This window comes from Maledivibacter halophilus (assembly GCF_900167445.1).
GTDB lineage: Bacteria > Bacillota > Clostridia > Peptostreptococcales > Caminicellaceae > Maledivibacter > Maledivibacter halophilus.
Map to the genome: position 1 here is coordinate 72,763 of NZ_FUZT01000011.1, position 17,281 is coordinate 90,043.

The window sequence follows — 17,281 nt, forward strand, 5'->3', positions numbered from 1 at the left end:
TTATATTTATTATTATATGTTTGGAGGTGCTTTTATGAAAAAAAATGGAATAGCTTTCCATAGTTCAAATATAGAGACTTCTGCTAAAAACTTTACTCCAAATAGGACAATAGAACATGATTCTACACCTAGAAAAACTAATGTATTAAAATCTAACAAACTAAGAGAAATACTATATACAATAATATTTCTATCCATGGTAGGTCTCTTCATAGGTTACTTAGGTATTAATATGGGTATATCTAATGTTTTTTCATCACTTATGCAAACAGCATATGCGCTTTTAATGGAAACAGCTTTTTATATATTGGCAATCTCTGTAGTCATGGGAGCCATAGGAAGTCTTGCTTCAGAATTTGGTGTTGTTAAATTATTTAACAGGATTTTTTCACCACTAATGAAACCTCTATATAATCTTCCAGGAGCATCTTTTTTAGGAATTATTACAACTTACTTATCAGATAATCCAGCAATCATTACCCTTGCCAATGATGAAGCATATCTCCAATATTTTAATGAAGACGAAGTACCCTGTCTTTGTAACCTTGGTACATCCTTTGGTATGGGACTAATACTTACTACTTTTATGATGGGATTTGGCTTTATTAAAGAAGCATTGATAGGAAACTTAGGTGCAATAATTGGCAGTATTTTTAGTGTTAGGATAATGTCCTATAAAATTCGATATAAATCTCCTTTGTCAAGACGGAAAAAACAAAGTTCTAAAAAAATTATTGATTTGCCTAAAAACAATTCTAACGACTCATTTTTTATAAGATTTATGACTGCAATGCTTGAAGGCGGTAAAAGTGGAGTAGAAATGGGTGTGGCAATTATTCCTGGAGTGTTATTTGTATGTACTATAGTTATGACTTTAACTTTTGGCCCTAAAGAGCCAAGTATAGGATATCAAGGAGTTGCCTTTGAAGGTGTGGCATTATTACCTAAGCTTGGAGATTTTATAGCCCCAATTATTAAACCTTTATTTGGATTCTCTAGTCCAGAAGCTATAGCCTTCCCAATTACATCTCTCGGAGCTGTTGGAGCTGCAATTAGTCTAGTACCTAAATTCTTGGATTTAGGACTAATATCAGGGAATGATATCGCGGTATTCACAGCTATGGGAATGTGCTGGAGTGGTTATTTGAGCACACATGTGGCAATGATGGATGCACTTAAGCATAGAGAGCTCATATCAACAGCTTTAACAAGTCATACCATTGGTGGTTTAATTGGCGGAATATCTGCACATTTTATATACTTACTATTCTAATGTGAATAGAATTAAATTAACTTGTCATGCTATTATAATCAAATAATTTGTTTTAAATACAATTTAGAGAGTTTTAATATTTCATATGAGTGGTTTTAAGGAAATATTAAAACTCCCTATATGGGAAATCTATGTCTATAATCTATTCTAAGTTTCAATTTTGTTGATTTATACTTTTTTAAATCATTTCCAAAAAAGCACTTATTCTTGTTGAAAGCTGTCCTATATCATTTTGTGAATAGTCGGTTTCTATATTCATATAAGGAATATTCTTCTCTTTCTTTATAAACTCCTTAACTAAAAAAGTCTCAACATTATATGTATGACATGCCTGGAGTATTACATCTACTACCCCATCAACTTTATATTCATCTATAAGACTTGATAAAAGCTTTAATCTACTGTCATTAGGACTCATACATGAACATGGTATATTTAAATACTTCTCAGCAATTGCATCTATAGGATTCTTATTTTCATCTACTAATTCCTCCTTTTCCTTAACACCGCTACAATTTTCAAAGCAAACTACTACTCCATCATTTTCCTCAATTATTTTAATAATTTTTTCAACAGCTCCACCCATAGGACATCCTGTTATTAGAATTCTTGGCCTATGCTTTTCTACTCTTCTTTCACCATTTTCATAGGATTTTCTTATCTTATCAGTTATATTTCTAATTTTTTTAATTGCCTTTGGCTTATCAAAGCTAGTTTTAATAGTATTTAATAAAAGCTGTATTTCTTCACCATAGATTGGCGGCGGATCTAATTTAGCCAAACTATAAAATTCCTTTAATGCTTTTCTTTCCTTATTTTTTAATTTGATTTCACTAAGAATCTTTTCTTCAGTTATTTTTACATTAAATTCTTTTTCTAATCTTTTCTTTAGATATATTATTTCGCTTTTCCACATATCTAAATCTTCATTTCTATAGGAAGATTGGGGAAGCTGCATAACATGCATTGGTTTCATTCTCTTTAAAAGTTCATACATTTTTTTCTTTCCATCACATGTGGTTTCTGCCACAATCAAATCAGAAAAATAGAAATATGGGCATTTGTCGGTCATTGCATATCCATAACTGGATTTTATAAGGGGACAAAGATTTCTTGGAAGATGTTTTTCTGCATCAGAAATAGTTTCATCATTTTTACTACACAGGGAGGCTGGTATAGCTCCAGCCGCCGATATTACTTCATAAGGAGTAAATACACAATAAGTCCCTACAACTTTTTTCCCCTCCTCCTTAGCCCTTTTTATTTCCATTACACCTTTTCTTTTATTTTCCATAAGCTCCTGAAATATACCATCAATTTCATTCATTTATATCACCCTTCCTTTCCCTATTTCCTTACCTTCACTAACTTCATTCATTAAATCCATTATAACTTTAAAATAGCTCCCAAATTCTTCATTCCAACGATTTCTAGGATAATCTAAGTCTATATTATCATCAGCAATTATCTCCCCTGGTCTAGGACTCATAATAATAACCCTCGTTCCCAGAAAAACAGCTTCTTCTACACTATGGGTTACAAAAACTATAGTCCTTTTTTCCTTTAACCAAAATTCAATCAAATCTTTTTGCATTTGAAATCTTGTATAAGCATCTAATGCTCCAAAGGGTTCATCCATATAAAGTATTTTAGGATATGTTGCTATAGCTCTTGCTATTGCAGCTCTTTGCTTCATGCCTCCAGATAGCTCGTAGGGAAAACTTCTTGTAAAATCTTTAAGGCCAAATTTTATTAAAATATCTTCAGCTATTTTATACCTCTCTATTTTAGAATATTTTCTGAGTTCCAATCCAAATGCCACATTATCAATTATATTCCTCCAGGGCATTAAGGAATATTCTTGAAACACAAAACCAGATTCTAAAATAGGCCTGGTAATGGCTTTTCCCATTACATTTATTGATCCTGTTGTCGGCTTTATAAGTCCTGCCATTAATCTAAGTAGTGTCGATTTCCCCGAGCCACTTGGACCCAATATGCAAATAAATTCTTGGTCTTTTATATTCAAATTTATATTTCTTAAAGCGTTAACTTCTTGTTTTTTCTCAGTTATAAATCTTTTGTTGAGTCCTTTTATTTCTATAATATTTTCCATAATATTCACCTACTTTTCCATGCTCTGCCATTTAAAAAATTTTATTTCTATTTTTTGAAATACATAATCAAATAGTCCACCTACAAAGCTTATTGAAATCATACCTGCTATAACTATATCAGTTCTTGCCACCGTATAGGCATGAGTTATTAAATATCCTATACCTGCTAAACTTCCCGGAAGCATTTCAGCAGAAACCAAACACATCCAAGCAACTCCAAGCCCTACCCTAAGGCCTGTAATAACCGATGGCAAAGAGGCTGGCAAAAGAACCTTTATAAATATGTCTTTTTTATTGGCTCCCATAGTAAGTGCAGAATCTATTAAGGTTTCCCTCACACTTTTAACACCATAGATACTATTAGTTAAAATAGGGAAAAACGCACCTATAAATATTATAAATAACATAGAAGCCTTTATATTGCTAAAAAGAGTATAAAAACTTCCTTGTTCTATTTTTAAGATTGAAGCTAAACTTGTAACACCAAACCAAGCCAGTACTAAAGGAACCCATGCTAAGGGAGCAATTGGTCTAAATAAATTTAGAAATGGCATAAGAAATTCTTCAATCCTTTTTGAATAGCCTATAAACATTCCTAAAGGTATTGCTAAAAACATTGCAGCTGTATAGCCTATTCCAACCCTTAAAATGCTTATAAGTGTGTTTCTAATTAATGAGCCTAAACTTAAAAGACTCATATTAGGTTTAATTAAAATTTCAAATACCCTATCAACTCTTGGAAGAATTATAGGATTATTTATTTCAATTGAATAAAACTGCCAAAACACTAAAAAAAACATAGGAAGAATTATTGGAGAAATATATCTTATAACTTTATTCAATTTACTTACCTCCATACTTATATTCTCAAATACCAATAGCAGGGTAGTTATACCCTGCTAATAATTACAATCCTTTCTTTTATTTCCCTAAAGCCTTGTTAACAAAGCTAAAATCATATATTTCTTCTTTTATACTTTCATAATCCCTATCTACAAAATCATCACTTAATTTATTAGCTTTTTTCAAGGCTTCAAAAATCAATCCAACATTTTCCACCCATATTTTTGAAGGATCAGTTGTATATTTAATTGTGGCCATTTTAGCTGCTTCTTCAGATACACCAGTAAAATCAGATGTAATTTTTGCAGCTTCATCCTTATGTTTTTCCGAATAATCTGCTGCTGAAGTTAGTAGTTTAGAAAATGCTTCAACTACCTCTGGATTCTTTTCTATTACAGCTTCTGTGGCTGATGTCACACAACAGGGAAAATCATGCCATTTGCCCTCTGGAGGCAGATGTTTCATATCTAAAACTATTTTTCCAACACCTTCAGTTACTGATAGCTCTGGATAAGGTGAAGGTCCTACCCATGCATCTACTTGATTACTTGTTAATGCTGGTATGAGATTATTTGTTCCCTTTAAATCAACAAATAAAATGTCTGCATCCATATTATCTGGATCATATGTTCCAGTTAAATTTGAATCACTAAGAGCTGCCTCAAATAAAATAACTGGTGCACTAGTCGGTGAGTGATATCCTACCTTAATAGGAGAATCGCTTTCCTGTGCAGCCTTTTTAAAATCATCCCAATCATTAATAGAAGATTCTTTACTTGTAACAAGTCCAATTCCTTCTGTATGTACTGGATTTAAAATTTTAATTTTTGTTCCTTTATCAATTGCTGTTATACAAGCTGCACTTGAAGCAAGTCCCATATCAATATGCCCTTGACCCATCATTGTCATGGTTTCTGATCCACTTTTAGTTACTACTAATTCAATATTTGCTAATGTCTTATCATTTTCTATTAAAGCATATTTTTGACGCTCTGCAATTTCTTTAAGATAAACACCATTTTCCTTAAATTCCTCTCCCTTTTTTGCTGCAACCATTAAAGGTGTTTGATGATTTGTAAAAATATAACCTACTTTTAACGTAGGAATTTCATTTTTACTATCACCATCGACAGCTTCCTTATCATTGCTGCATCCTATTAAAATAATAGAAAGAATAAGAAGTCCTAAAAATATAATTGTAAATTTTTTGCATCTCAATTCCAATCACTCCTAGTTAAAATATTGTCATTAACATTATAACTAGGAAAGAATACCATTGTCTAATTGAAATTATTAATAGTCTATCACTAGTATATTTATAAATTTTATAAATATATTAGTTTAAAAAATAACAATAAAATTAGAACTATCTTTTTTTGTGTTTTCTATATAATAATATAAAATATATAGAGAGGAGGTTATTATCATGTCAATAAAGTATATATGCTGTAAATGCAATAAAAAGTATGATCCTAAAACACTGGTTTTTAGATGTGATTGTGGAGGGCTATTAGATATTGATGAATTTGATTTTTCATTTTCAAAAAAGGATATTTTAAGTAATGAATGGAGTTTATTTAGATATCTAAAAGCTCTTCCCTTTGATAATAATTCTAATTCATGGAAAGACATTACTATGGGAGAAGGGCTAACCCCTATAGTGCCCCTTGATAAAGCCTATCCTAATATCCTTGTAAAGGTTGATTACCTAATGCCTACTCTTTCCTTTAAAGACAGAGGTGCCGTCATTTTAATTTCTAAGGCTAAGGAAATGGGAATAAGAAAAGTCATTCAAGATAGCAGTGGAAATGCTGGAAATTCTATAGCAGCTTATGCAAGTAGAGCAGGAATAGACTGTGATATTTACGTTCCAGAGGGGACTTCCTCTAAGAAGATTAGGCAAATTTCTTCCCATGGTGCAAAGGTCCATATAGTTAAAGGCACTAGAGAAGATACTGCAATAGAAGCCTTAAATGCAGTAGAAAATGGAGAAGGTTTTTATGCCAGCCATGTTTATAATCCTTTTTTCTATCAAGGTACAAAAACCTATGCATATGAAATCTATGAACAGTTAAATGGAAAAATACCCGAGTCAGTAGTAATACCTGTGGGAAATGGTACTTTATTATTAGGCTGTTACTACGGATTTAAAGAATTATTTAATTTGAAACTAATAGAAAAAATACCAAAAATCATAGCAGTTCAAGCTGAAAGATGCTCTCCTATATATAACGCTTTTAAAGAAGGCAAGGATTTTGTTAGTGAGACTACTAACACCGGTACTTTAGCTGAAGGAATTGCCATTGCTAAACCAATGAGAGGAAAGCAAATATTAGAAGCTGTCAGAATTACAAAAGGTAAGATTATTACAGCTCCTGAAAGCAAAATTAATCAAACACGAGAATACTTAGCTAAAAAGGGCTTTTATGTAGAACCCACTACGGCAGCAACCTTTGCAGGATTTTTAGATTATTTTAATGAAAAAAATCATAATTTATCTGGCAAAGTAATTATTCCTTTATGTGGCGCTGGATTGAAGAAAGATTAGGTCATAATGTATAAGAATTGAAAACAAGGGGTCAGTTACCTCCCCTTGTCTTATATATATATAAATCAGTAAATTTTTTTGATCTTCTATTTTTATATATTTAATGCTTTTAGTATTTCTTCACCATGCTCATTTGGCTTAACCTTTGGATATACTTTTTCTATTATTCCATCTTTATCAATAATAAATGTAGAACGCACTATGCCCATATATACTTTTCCAAACATCTTCTTTTCTTGCCATACTCCATAGGATTCAATAACCTCATGTTCTGGATCACTTAACAAATAAAATGGAAGCTCATATTTATCCTTAAATTTTTTATGAGCCTTGACACTATCTTTACTGATTCCAATTACTACAGCTCCAGCTTCCAATATATCATCATATACATCTCTAAAGCTACATGCCTCCTTTGTACAGCCGGGGGTATTGTCCTTTGGATAGAAATATAAAACTACTTTTTTACCTTTAAAATCACTTAATGCTATATCTTGATTTTCTTCATTTTTTAATGTGAAATCAGGTGCTTTATCACCTATTTTTAACATATTATCACTCCTTAAAGGCTACCTTAGAATTAATTAAGATATACCCTTTATTCTATTTAATTAAACATCCTTGAAAATTGTAATTAAGGAAATTACATAATATATCATGAAGAAAAATTCCTACAATAATATTGTAGGAATTTTTCTTCAGCTTTTATATAGCTTTATAAATTTATTTCACTTCTATTAATCACATACTAGCCATCTTCCTGCATTCTTCACTACACACACGACAGATTTCTGCACATTTCTGACAATGATCATCTTTAAACATATCACACTCTTGTGCACATTTTTCACAGATACTTGCACATAATTTACAATGCTGTTTAGAAAATTGTCCATCCATTGACATCATCGCCACAGACATCTGACACATCATAGCACATTCAACCAATATACTCAAGCAGTTTTTTCTAGCATTAAGATCCGGCTCATTTAAGCATTCACTAAAGCACTCATAACAAGCTTGCATACATTTTTTACATGCATCTATACATGCTTGAAATTTATTGGTCTTATTTGTTACAACACCCATATTAGCACTCCTTTCATCTGATTCTTTTAAAATTTCTTTTCTCTTATTTTTACAATTGAATAACCCTGATTTAACTTTACTACACAATATATAGTATTATTCCAAATATAAATTTTCATTCATTAATCTATCCCTATATTAATATGATATTAATATAGGGATATAATCTAAAAATCTAATTTATATGTTTTAAAATATAAATTTTTTTAAGATTTTTTAAGATATAAATCAACCTTTGAAATTATTTCATTATATATAAGTCATATTTAAAATAAGGAGGACTAAAATTATGGAATATAATATGATACCCCCAGGACGACATAAACTTCCCCCATTACCATATCCCTACAATGCATTAGAACCAGTAATCGGTGATAAAACCCTAAGAATCCACCATAATAAGCATCATAAGTCCTATGTTGATGGACTCAACAAAGCAGAAATCAACTTAGTAGAGGTACGCAAAACTAATGCATATTATCTCGATTATCAGAATAAAAGACAGGAATATATTAATGGTTGGTGGAATTTAATCAATTGGTACGAAGTTGAAAGAAGACTTCTTTTAGCAATAAACGGTCAAGTGCCACTAACTTTGTAGATAAAAATAAAAGTATACAATGGGGAGATTCTGACATGTCTTTTGGGAAGGGATACAGTAGAACCATCCCCTTATATATTATATTCTTTCATTTTACGATATAATGTTGCCATAGAAATTCCTAATGCCATTGCTGCTTTTTCTTTTCCTATAGTTGTATCACCATAATTTTTTAATGCCTCAGCAATTAATTGCTTTGTATGATAATCAATATTTAAATTACCTTTCTTTAATCGATTCAAATGTAATATATCTTTTGGTAAATTATTTACTGTAATTATATTATTATTTGTCATATTAACTGAGAATTCAACAACATTTTTGAGTTCTCTTACATTTCCATACCAAGGATATTTGATTAACACTTTCAATGCATCACTTGAAAAGCTATTTATCTTTTTGTCCATTCTCATGGAATATATCTTAAGAAAATGATTAAGAAGCAGTTCTACATCTCCTAGCCTTTCTCTTAAAGGTGGAATTGTAAGTGGAATGACTTTCAGTCGATAGTATAAATCTTCTCTAAATTTCCCTTCCAAAACTAAATCTTCCAGTTTTTTGTTTGTTGCAGAAATGATTCTTACATCAATACTATTTGATTCCAATCCACCTATTTTTGTTATACATTTTTCCTGTAATACTCGTAATAATTTTGATTGTAAATGCAATGCCATTTCACCAATTTCATCGAGAAAAATAGTTCCTCCATCTGCCAATTGAAACTTTCCAATCTTACCGCCCTTTCTAGCTCCCGAAAAAGCTCCTTCTTCATAACCGAAAAGCTCTGATTCCATAAGTTCTTCTGGAATTGCTGAACAATTAATAGCAACAAAAGGCTTATCCTTACGCTTACTTGTATTGTGAATAAGTCTTGCAACAACCTCTTTTCCAGTACCTGTTTCTCCATTAATCAGCACTGTAGAATTACTGCCTGATATTTGTTTTATTTTTTCTTTAAGTTCCTTTATTTCATAGCTTCGGCCAATTAAATCATCAAATTCTACATCCATACTAGGGGTATATAAATCATTCATTTCCTTTGTTATATCTTCAATGGATCTAAAATTCAAAACAGCTCCTTGACTCTTATTATGCAATATAACCGGTTTACTACTTAATAGAAAATCATATTTTTTATTAATTCTAATTTCTTTATATTTAATTTCTCTCTTTTCAACAAGTATTTTTTTTACCAGTTCTTGTTCTAGAATATCATTAATATTATTGGGTAATTTACTTTTAAATATCTTTTTAAAATTTGAATTACTATTAAGAATTTTTCCATCATTCGATATTAAAACTAAAAACTGATCAATTGAATCCAAAACTACTTCAATACGTTTTGAAAAAAGAGAAATCTCCTTTAATTCCTTTTCCTCTACTAATTTGTTGATAATCAATTCAATCATGCGATTGATAAACTTTAAATAATTTTTCTTATTTTTAAGGATTTTTTCTTTGTCTTGATTATTATTCCCAATAACACCAACACTTCCAATAATATGCTCTTCAAATAGTAATGGTATCCCTATAATCATAGTTACAGGACAATTATTAATGTTTTTGCATGTCAGACAACCTTTGTGATCCAGTTTTGAATTAAGGACAATCAGCTTACCTGTATCCATAACCTTGGTTAAAATAGAGTTTTTGCTTATACATTCTTCTTGAGAAACTTCTTCTAAATCACTATCTCCTAAAATTCTAAGTTTATCATCGACTATTAGCACATCAAGCTCAAGTACTCCACCAATTATATTTGCTGTTTGCTCTATATAGCCAGCAATATCTTTTAAGGATACCATTCCTATTCCTCCCACTTTGTAGCTTCATATATAGATGAGTAATTTGCATAATACATGTGAAGAATTTTATAATTAATAATATTAATTATGCAAGTTTCTCAGATAAATAATATTAGAAATTAAAATAAATTTCAAAGAAAATAATGAGTCCCTTTCCATTTTTCTTTGAAATTTATTAATCTTTAAATCTTTTAATTTTTTCATCTATATAATAATTATAACATATTATTGATTGACATATTCCAGAATCTCTTCTTTGCTCATTCCTTTTAACCCCATTTTTTTTAATGTTCTTCCAGTTTCAAAATAATTTTCATCATTATATGCAGAAGAAATTCTGATTGCAGATTCAATAATTGGAACTTCCAATGAGAGTAATTTGGCAAATTCATAACATGGAACTAATATATATGGAACGTCTTCAGTAATATATCTGCTTTTAGAAGAATTTGGAGCAGAATGGATTTTTCCATGGGCCACTGATGTCTTATTAAATTCATACACTGACTTTGCATTTGTGTTATATAATGCGTTCATCATTTCTAATTCTGATCTTAACTTTAATCCTAATTCTTTTCCAATTTGAATACGCTCCTCTTCCATTTTAGCAGAAGCCCTTGCTGTTGCTGGAGAAACACAATCAGAATAATAATTGAATTTGCCTTCAAAATTTTCTAATAATCCTATATTAATAGTAGTAATTAAAGGGTGCCCACCAAAATTAATGTTTTCAAGACCTGCTTCTATTACATTTTCTAAGGGTCTAACTTCAATTGGAAAAAAGGAATTAAGATTTGCTAAAGCTTTTTTCCTATTTTCTCTTGGAAATACTCCACCATATATAAATTCTTTTAATCCCATAATACCAATATGTGCTGGCTCAAAAATTCTACATGCCCAGGGGATTGAAATAATATCCACGTAAGTCAAATTTAAAGATTCATATCCCATTTCCTTTTTAACTGTATCCATAACTAAACTGGCATAGTTACCTGGCATAAATACAAGAGTATGCTGATTTGTTAAATATGGCAACATTTTTTTAAATATCACTTTCTGGGCAAAAGAAGGTACAATAATCACTAATATCTCAGCAAATTCAACAGCTTCCTCTATACAGGTAGTTGCTTTTTTTACTGCCTGAAATCCTGGAATCATCATCTTCACTTCCGAAGCCTCTGCTAGTGCACGAATACCATTATTTTTATTAATAGCTTTAATTTGAGTATCAAATTCTTTTTGATCATAAATACAAACTTCATGTCCAAGTTTTGAGAAATGATAGGCTGCTGTAACGCCTCCATTACCTGCACCTAACACAGATATCCTCCTCATATCTAAATCATCCCCTTTTTTATCACTTGAAATAATTGCATAATTACTTTTATAAAAATAACTACTTCATATTGTTTTAAAATATAATCTATTGAATTCCTAACAGATTTGTAAATAGTACAATTAATGGTAATGCAATTAGTGTCTTTTCTATGAAAAGAATAGCTAAATGCTTAACATTTATTGGTATTTGAGAACCTATTAATACTGCACCCATTTCTGATAAATAAATGATTTGAACTAAGGATAAAATACCTATTATAAATTTTGTTTTTACTGATGCAATTGAGCTGGCAACAATAGCTGGTAAAAACATATCCGCAAATCCAATAATTGTTGCAGGGGCAGCTTCAAAGGCTTCTGGAACACCGAGCATATTTAAATAATAGCCCATTGGCTTAGAAATCCACGTGAAAATTGGTGTATATTCTGAAATTACAAGTGCTGTAATAGCAATTGTTAAAATAGTCGGTGCTAAAGTTAAAAATAAATCAACATACATTTTTGTTCCATTGGTAATAATATCAATAAGATTGCCGCCTTCTTTAGCTTTATTTATAGATCTTTTTAATGCCCACTTATATTTATTAATACCTTCTGGAGCAATTTCATTTGTTTGATATTCCTGATTTTTATAGGTTGAATTGTCAAAAACGGATAAAGGGGGAATTCTAACTATAATAATAGTTGAAATTATACCAACAATAGCTAATATCCCATAAAATTGTATAAATAAATCTCCTACACCTAGTGTGTTGGCAATTACTAAACAAAAGGGCAGGGAAACAACTGAAAACATTGTTGAAATAATAGCTGCTTCTCTAGCATTATAATAACCACCCACATATTGTCTGATTGTTATTAAAATGCCCGTACTATTACCTCCAATCCATGATGTAACTAAATCCACAGTTGATCTACCGGGTATAGTAAATAAGGGATAGGTAAATCCTCTAAATATAGTTCCTGTAAAATCCATAATCCCATAATCCGAAATCAATGGTATTGTATAGCAAGTTATAAAAAATGTAACAAAAATAGTAAACATTAAGCTCATTGCTAATTCACCGGTATTTGCATTTATAATCATGTTAAAAACTCTACCTTCTGGTCTAAAAACTAATGAAAAAGTAAAAAATAATGCAATTGTTCTAATAAAAAATCCAATTATACCAACTTTAAATATGTTTTCCCAAAATTTGTTTTCTTCTATAAATTTAAACTTAAAAATCCTATGGAGAATTGTAATAATAGCAGAAACAAAAACAACACCATAAATGATCTGCATCCCTACAGGTTTTAGAAACGTTTTCACAAAGTCAATCATATACCCCAATGGTATATTAACTGCACCATCTTTGAATATAGGAAATAAGAAAAGAAATACACCTATAGCTGAAGGAATTAGAAATTTGCTAAAATCTTTAAAGCTAATCTTTTCATTTAATTTAGGGTCTTTCATACTCATCAATAATGCCTCCTTAGAGTAAAATAATTAACATCGATGTTATTTTTAATATTATTGCAATATCAATGCCAAAGCATTCAGTAGGTAATTTACCTATCTATAGCATATTAATATATTAAATTTTTTCTCAATTTGAGAAAAATTCTCAATATTATAATTTTTAAAAATTAATTTAACTTATTTTCTTAATTATTTTGGGTAAAAAATATAGGTGTGACAAGTAATTATTCCTTGCCACACCTATATAATAAGAAAACCAAAATATATTCCCCTTAAACCAAGAGCTAAAATATATTCCAGTATAAATAAATACATTTATAATCAACAGTACTATAACAAAAACAAATTTATAAGCATAGCCTTTACAAATGTAAAAACTATGCTTAATTTATTTTCATAGATATTTTAATTATTTCTCTTGATTTTCTTGATCTTTTTCAACATTACCCTCAATTAATTGACGTGCATGCTCTACATATATTTTTTGTATTCCCTTATTTTCACCTAGTCCATGGAGATATATTTCTACTTTGTATCCAGCCTTTTTAAGGACAGTTTTCCAAGAATCGTCTTCATCTCCAGCCATATCATTTGAAGCATGATCTCCTGCCACTAACATAAAAGGCATCAAGGTAACCTTCTTTATGTTATTTTCTTCAAGCCTATTCATAACTTGATCAAGTCCTGGATACCCTTCTACAGTTCCTACAAATACATTTTTATGTCCTAAATCATGAAGTGCATATTCTAAAGCTGAATATGTAGAATTTGCAAAATGATGAGTTCCATGGCCCATGAATACTACTGCTTCATTATCCTCTAGCTCTGGTAACTGAGTTTCTAATGCAGCTATTGTATCAAAATAATCCTGGGTTGAAGTAAGCAACGGACTTCCTATCTTAAGATCATCGAAAGCATCTACAAACTCTGAAGCTTCAGCTGCAAGCTCATCGTATTCTGCACCATTCATAATATGAAGGGGTTGAATTATTACTTGGGAATATTTTTCATCTTTCAAGTGATTTAATGCTTCCTTAACATTATATACTTTAATATTGTCTCTCTTTTGTAATATGTTTATTATCATCTGTGAAGTAAAGGCTCTAACCACATCATAATCTTTAAACTCTTCTTTAAATCTATTCTCTGTAGCTTCAATAGTAATCTTTCTTGTATCAGCATAGCTGGTACCAAAGCTAACCACTAAAATAGCCTTCTTATTAGGATCACCAATTGCACTTGCTTCATCAGCATTTACTTCAGTTGAAAATCCAGTAAAAACTCCTAGGCATAAAACTAAAGCCATAAATACTAATGCTACTTTTTTCATATAAAAACTCTCCTTTTTTTAAAATTATTCAAAAACTTTGCCTCAAACTATTCTAATATCAATATTAAATACTTCTTTAATCAACTTCTCATTTAAAATTTCAAATTTAATAATACTACAACGTTGAACAAAACAGATTTTTCTCACTAAACCCATAGGCTAAATTTGGATCATTCATACTGGCTATTACCACTATTGCTTTTTTATAATTACTTTCTTTAATTAAAAGATTTGTTTTTATATGCTATGTCCATAGCTGAAAAGGCCTTATCTGAAAATAATATCTCCGGAGTTTATGATAAAGCCTTTACAATCATAATTTTTTTCTGTTTAGCAACTTATAAATTCAATTTAATAACTAAGTAATTCAAATAAAAAGAATACACCCAGAGATTATAAGTGTATTCTTTGATAACCAACGTAAAAAATCCACACTTCCCTCCGAAGTAGTTACTAAAATCTATGGCAGGTCTCCTGACTCGTAGCTTCATCTTACTCTCTTCACCTTCCCAGTATTCTCCAGTGGTATATTGAAGATTTCATATCTACTTACAGTAGCGGGGGCTGTAGAGGATTTCCACCTCTTTCCCTTTCAAGAATTAACTAATTAGTTAATTCACCATAAATCTCTATATTAACTTTAAAGCTTGATTAAAAACCTTTTCTTAGTCAATTATACATAATATAATTATTAATTTCAATAGTTTTGCTAATTATTATAACTTTTTATATTACACAGTTAAAAACTCTGCAAATTCTTCTACATTAAGTCCATTAAAATAGTCTGATAAATTAATATTTTTCATGTCTCTTTTAATAATGTCTCTTTCATAAACTTTACCATGTAGGAATTCTTCTAATTCTTCTATATTTCTCCTTGTAAAAAAATCTCCATATATTTTACAGTCTTTAATTTTACCGTCTTTAATATTTAATCTTATGTCAATTAAGCCACATGGAAATTTATTAATTTTTTGAATTTCATATTCCGGAGAATTTCCCCAATTCCAATCCCATGTACTAAATCTATCCTCGGCGGCTTTATTAATTTTCTTTAATTCATCTTCACTTAAAACATATTCATCAATCTCAGTATTTTTAGCTATATAATTTAAAATATAATTTTTCAGATGAAATATTGACATATCATTTTCCATATAGTCCTTAATATTTGCAACCCTACTTCTAACTGATTTAATTCCTTTGGATTTGATTTTGAGATCTTTAACTTTTAATGCTTTGGATAGATTACTCATATCGGCGTTAAACAGCAAAGTACCATGACTTAATATTCTTCCCTTTTTATAGTATTGTGCATTTCCCGATATTTTTTTCCCTTCAACTAATATATCATTTCTCCCCGAAAGTTCAGCTTTTACTCCCAATTCCTTAAGTGCATTTATTATAGGGCGTGTAAATTTTTCAAAATTATTTACATCGGATTTTTCTGCCCTTTGTACAAAGGAAAAATTAAGATTGCCTTCATCATGATATACTGCTCCACCACCTGATAATCTCCTAGCCACAATAATATCATTATCATCAACAAATTCTTTATTAATTTCTTCTATGGTATTCTGATGCTTTCCAACAATGATAGAAGGTTTATGTACATAAAAGAAAATATAACTGTCCTCCTTTGCTTCAGACATAAGATATTCTTCAAGGGCAAAATTATAATATGGTATGCTCCAATCGGTTTTTACATATTTCATTTTCTCTTCCTCCTTAGTAAAAATGATATATAATGGTGAAATTATTCAATCATCTTAGCTAGCTTATTATTAGTGATTATATATTTTCGTTTCCCTGCAACATATTAATATTATTTATATATTACTATAAAAATACTAACATAAAAAGAGCTTTAATATACTTTTACTTATCATTTAAAACTTAATGATACAATATTTATTAGCCAAAGTCCTAAATTATATTCGTTGCTCTTAAACACTATTTTTATCTGTGAAGTAAACTCCTTCTGTTAAAGCAGAACAGCAAAGCTTCAGATGGAAATCTTACTCCACCTGAAGAAAATTCTTGCTCTCACTTATAGAATTGGGAATTTTATAAAAAGGATAAAATGTTCTTTCATTATATAGGAATTTCGACCTATTTTATAATTTCGAAGTGAATTTTGGTATATTTTGTATACAATTGCTCCAAAAAGTAGTATAATTCAGTAGTTGAAAATTATAATAATGTAGAAGGAGATGCAAAAATGAAATCAAGAATCAAAAAACTAGTATTCAGTATTACAGTTCTATTGTGTATTGCTCTACTATTTGGCTGTTCAAATAGTACATCTACAACTCCTGCTAAGGATTACAGTAATGAGTTGAACACTTTTAAAGTTTCTGTTCCAGGAGAATGGATCGTAAATAAAATTGGAAATGAAAATAATATTACCTTGGATAACGAAGATAAAAGCTTGACTGTTACCATTCAAGCATTTCCAAAGAGCTTTCCAGCTATGGAACAAATAAAAGATATTGATTCATTTATTAATTTAAACCAGCAAACAGTATTAGCAAAACTTATAGAAATGGGAGAAATATCTTCCCTAGAAAATGTTGCAATTGATGAAGTAAAGGCTGCTAAAGCCAATGAAATTGTAGCAAGTCAAGATGGGGTAGTTGCTAAAGCATATATTACATATATTGAAACTGAAAAATCCTTTTATTCTGCAACCATTACTGGAGTAGAAAAACAGTATGATAAAAACATCGATTCCTTAAAAGAAGCAATAAAAACCTTTAAAGAAATTGAATAAATTTTTATCTGTTAAAATCAAGAAAGAGTTTAAAAGATAATGTAAATAAATCAGGGAGTAGTTAATTTAATTACTCCCTCTTTAATTAATTAGTTATAC

General features: G+C 30.0%; 15 protein-coding genes and 1 riboswitch. Of the genes, 4 read left to right on the forward strand and 11 right to left on the reverse strand.

The annotated features are described in order from the left end of the window. The first annotated feature begins 34 nt into the window (after window positions 1–34). Entirely contained in the window at window positions 35–1,273 is a 1,239-nt protein-coding gene (locus tag B5X81_RS19595; RefSeq protein WP_330397427.1) for a CD0519/CD1768 family membrane protein, read from the forward strand. Window positions 1,274–1,451: 178 nt separating this feature from the next. Here B5X81_RS19595 and B5X81_RS19600 read toward each other — a convergent pair whose 3' ends face one another. From B5X81_RS19600 to B5X81_RS19615, 4 genes are all read right to left on the reverse strand, one after another. Continuing rightward, window positions 1,452–2,600, reverse strand: a complete 1,149-nt coding sequence (locus B5X81_RS19600; protein ID WP_079494167.1) for a double-cubane-cluster-containing anaerobic reductase — start codon at window positions 2,598–2,600, stop codon at window positions 1,452–1,454. Next, window positions 2,601–3,389, reverse strand: a complete 789-nt coding sequence (locus B5X81_RS19605; protein ID WP_079494169.1) for an ABC transporter ATP-binding protein — start codon at window positions 3,387–3,389, stop codon at window positions 2,601–2,603. 9 nt (window positions 3,390–3,398) lie between these two features. Continuing rightward, window positions 3,399–4,232, reverse strand: a complete 834-nt coding sequence (locus tag B5X81_RS19610) for an ABC transporter permease (protein WP_208985101.1) — start codon at window positions 4,230–4,232, stop codon at window positions 3,399–3,401. A gap of 79 nt (window positions 4,233–4,311) precedes the next feature. After that, a complete protein-coding gene (locus tag B5X81_RS19615; protein ID WP_170917504.1) occupies window positions 4,312–5,451 on the reverse strand; it encodes an ABC transporter substrate-binding protein in 1,140 nt (379 codons plus the stop codon). 208 nt (window positions 5,452–5,659) lie between these two features. Between B5X81_RS19615 and B5X81_RS19620 the strand changes: the two genes are divergently transcribed. Continuing rightward, window positions 5,660–6,781, forward strand: a complete 1,122-nt coding sequence (locus tag B5X81_RS19620; RefSeq protein WP_079494173.1) for a threonine synthase — start codon at window positions 5,660–5,662, stop codon at window positions 6,779–6,781. 92 nt (window positions 6,782–6,873) lie between these two features. Here B5X81_RS19620 and bcp read toward each other — a convergent pair whose 3' ends face one another. Further along, window positions 6,874–7,332, reverse strand: a complete 459-nt coding sequence (gene bcp / locus B5X81_RS19625) for a thioredoxin-dependent thiol peroxidase (RefSeq protein ID WP_079494175.1) — start codon at window positions 7,330–7,332, stop codon at window positions 6,874–6,876. A gap of 190 nt (window positions 7,333–7,522) precedes the next feature. Beyond that, entirely contained in the window at window positions 7,523–7,870 is a 348-nt protein-coding gene (locus tag B5X81_RS19630; RefSeq protein WP_079494176.1) for a four-helix bundle copper-binding protein, read from the reverse strand. Between the two features lie 301 nt (window positions 7,871–8,171). Between B5X81_RS19630 and B5X81_RS19635 the strand changes: the two genes are divergently transcribed. After that, the gene (locus B5X81_RS19635; RefSeq protein WP_330397428.1) at window positions 8,172–8,471 is read left to right on the forward strand and encodes a Fe-Mn family superoxide dismutase; all 300 of its coding nucleotides are present in this window, start codon (window positions 8,172–8,174) and stop codon (window positions 8,469–8,471) included. 71 nt (window positions 8,472–8,542) lie between these two features. On the opposite strand, the gene B5X81_RS19640 is transcribed toward B5X81_RS19635, so the two are convergent. From B5X81_RS19640 to B5X81_RS19660, 5 genes are all read right to left on the reverse strand, one after another. Beyond that, window positions 8,543–10,276: a sigma-54 interaction domain-containing protein gene (locus B5X81_RS19640; protein WP_079494179.1), complete on the reverse strand. Its 1,734-nt coding sequence runs from the start codon at window positions 10,274–10,276 to the stop codon at window positions 8,543–8,545. A gap of 225 nt (window positions 10,277–10,501) precedes the next feature. Then, window positions 10,502–11,596: an NAD/NADP octopine/nopaline dehydrogenase family protein gene (locus tag B5X81_RS19645; RefSeq protein ID WP_208985102.1), complete on the reverse strand. Its 1,095-nt coding sequence runs from the start codon at window positions 11,594–11,596 to the stop codon at window positions 10,502–10,504. Window positions 11,597–11,699: 103 nt separating this feature from the next. Beyond that, window positions 11,700–13,079 carry a YjiH family protein gene (locus B5X81_RS19650; protein ID WP_079494182.1) on the reverse strand — a complete coding sequence of 460 codons (1,380 nt, stop codon included), beginning with the start codon at window positions 13,077–13,079 and terminating at the stop codon, window positions 11,700–11,702. 409 nt (window positions 13,080–13,488) lie between these two features. Then, complete coding sequence (locus tag B5X81_RS19655) at window positions 13,489–14,409, reverse strand: sirohydrochlorin cobaltochelatase (RefSeq protein WP_244282167.1); 921 nt, start codon at window positions 14,407–14,409, stop codon at window positions 13,489–13,491. Between the two features lie 447 nt (window positions 14,410–14,856). Then, window positions 14,857–15,048: riboswitch (cobalamin riboswitch) on the reverse strand. Window positions 15,049–15,140: 92 nt separating this feature from the next. Beyond that, the gene (locus B5X81_RS19660) at window positions 15,141–16,124 is read right to left on the reverse strand and encodes a lipoate--protein ligase (protein ID WP_079494184.1); all 984 of its coding nucleotides are present in this window, start codon (window positions 16,122–16,124) and stop codon (window positions 15,141–15,143) included. A 506-nt stretch (window positions 16,125–16,630) separates the two neighbouring features. Here B5X81_RS19660 and B5X81_RS19665 point away from each other — a divergent pair. Continuing rightward, window positions 16,631–17,182, forward strand: a complete 552-nt coding sequence (locus B5X81_RS19665; protein WP_079494185.1) for a hypothetical protein — start codon at window positions 16,631–16,633, stop codon at window positions 17,180–17,182. Window positions 17,183–17,281: the final 99 nt, after the last annotated feature.

Coding starts and splice junctions, on each gene's coding strand:
- B5X81_RS19595 (WP_330397427.1), top strand. CDS start 35: ATGAAAAAAAATGGAATAGCTTTCCATAGTTCAAATATAGAGACTTCT.
- B5X81_RS19600 (WP_079494167.1), bottom strand. CDS start 2,600: ATGAATGAAATTGATGGTATATTTCAGGAGCTTATGGAAAATAAAAGA.
- B5X81_RS19605 (WP_079494169.1), bottom strand. CDS start 3,389: ATGGAAAATATTATAGAAATAAAAGGACTCAACAAAAGATTTATAACT.
- B5X81_RS19620 (WP_079494173.1), top strand. CDS start 5,660: ATGTCAATAAAGTATATATGCTGTAAATGCAATAAAAAGTATGATCCT.
- bcp (WP_079494175.1), bottom strand. CDS start 7,332: ATGTTAAAAATAGGTGATAAAGCACCTGATTTCACATTAAAAAATGAA.
- B5X81_RS19630 (WP_079494176.1), bottom strand. CDS start 7,870: ATGGGTGTTGTAACAAATAAGACCAATAAATTTCAAGCATGTATAGAT.
- B5X81_RS19635 (WP_330397428.1), top strand. CDS start 8,172: ATGATACCCCCAGGACGACATAAACTTCCCCCATTACCATATCCCTAC.
- B5X81_RS19640 (WP_079494179.1), bottom strand. CDS start 10,276: ATGGTATCCTTAAAAGATATTGCTGGCTATATAGAGCAAACAGCAAAT.
- B5X81_RS19650 (WP_079494182.1), bottom strand. CDS start 13,079: ATGAGTATGAAAGACCCTAAATTAAATGAAAAGATTAGCTTTAAAGAT.
- B5X81_RS19655 (WP_244282167.1), bottom strand. CDS start 14,409: ATGAAAAAAGTAGCATTAGTATTTATGGCTTTAGTTTTATGCCTAGGA.
- B5X81_RS19660 (WP_079494184.1), bottom strand. CDS start 16,124: ATGAAATATGTAAAAACCGATTGGAGCATACCATATTATAATTTTGCC.
- B5X81_RS19665 (WP_079494185.1), top strand. CDS start 16,631: ATGAAATCAAGAATCAAAAAACTAGTATTCAGTATTACAGTTCTATTG.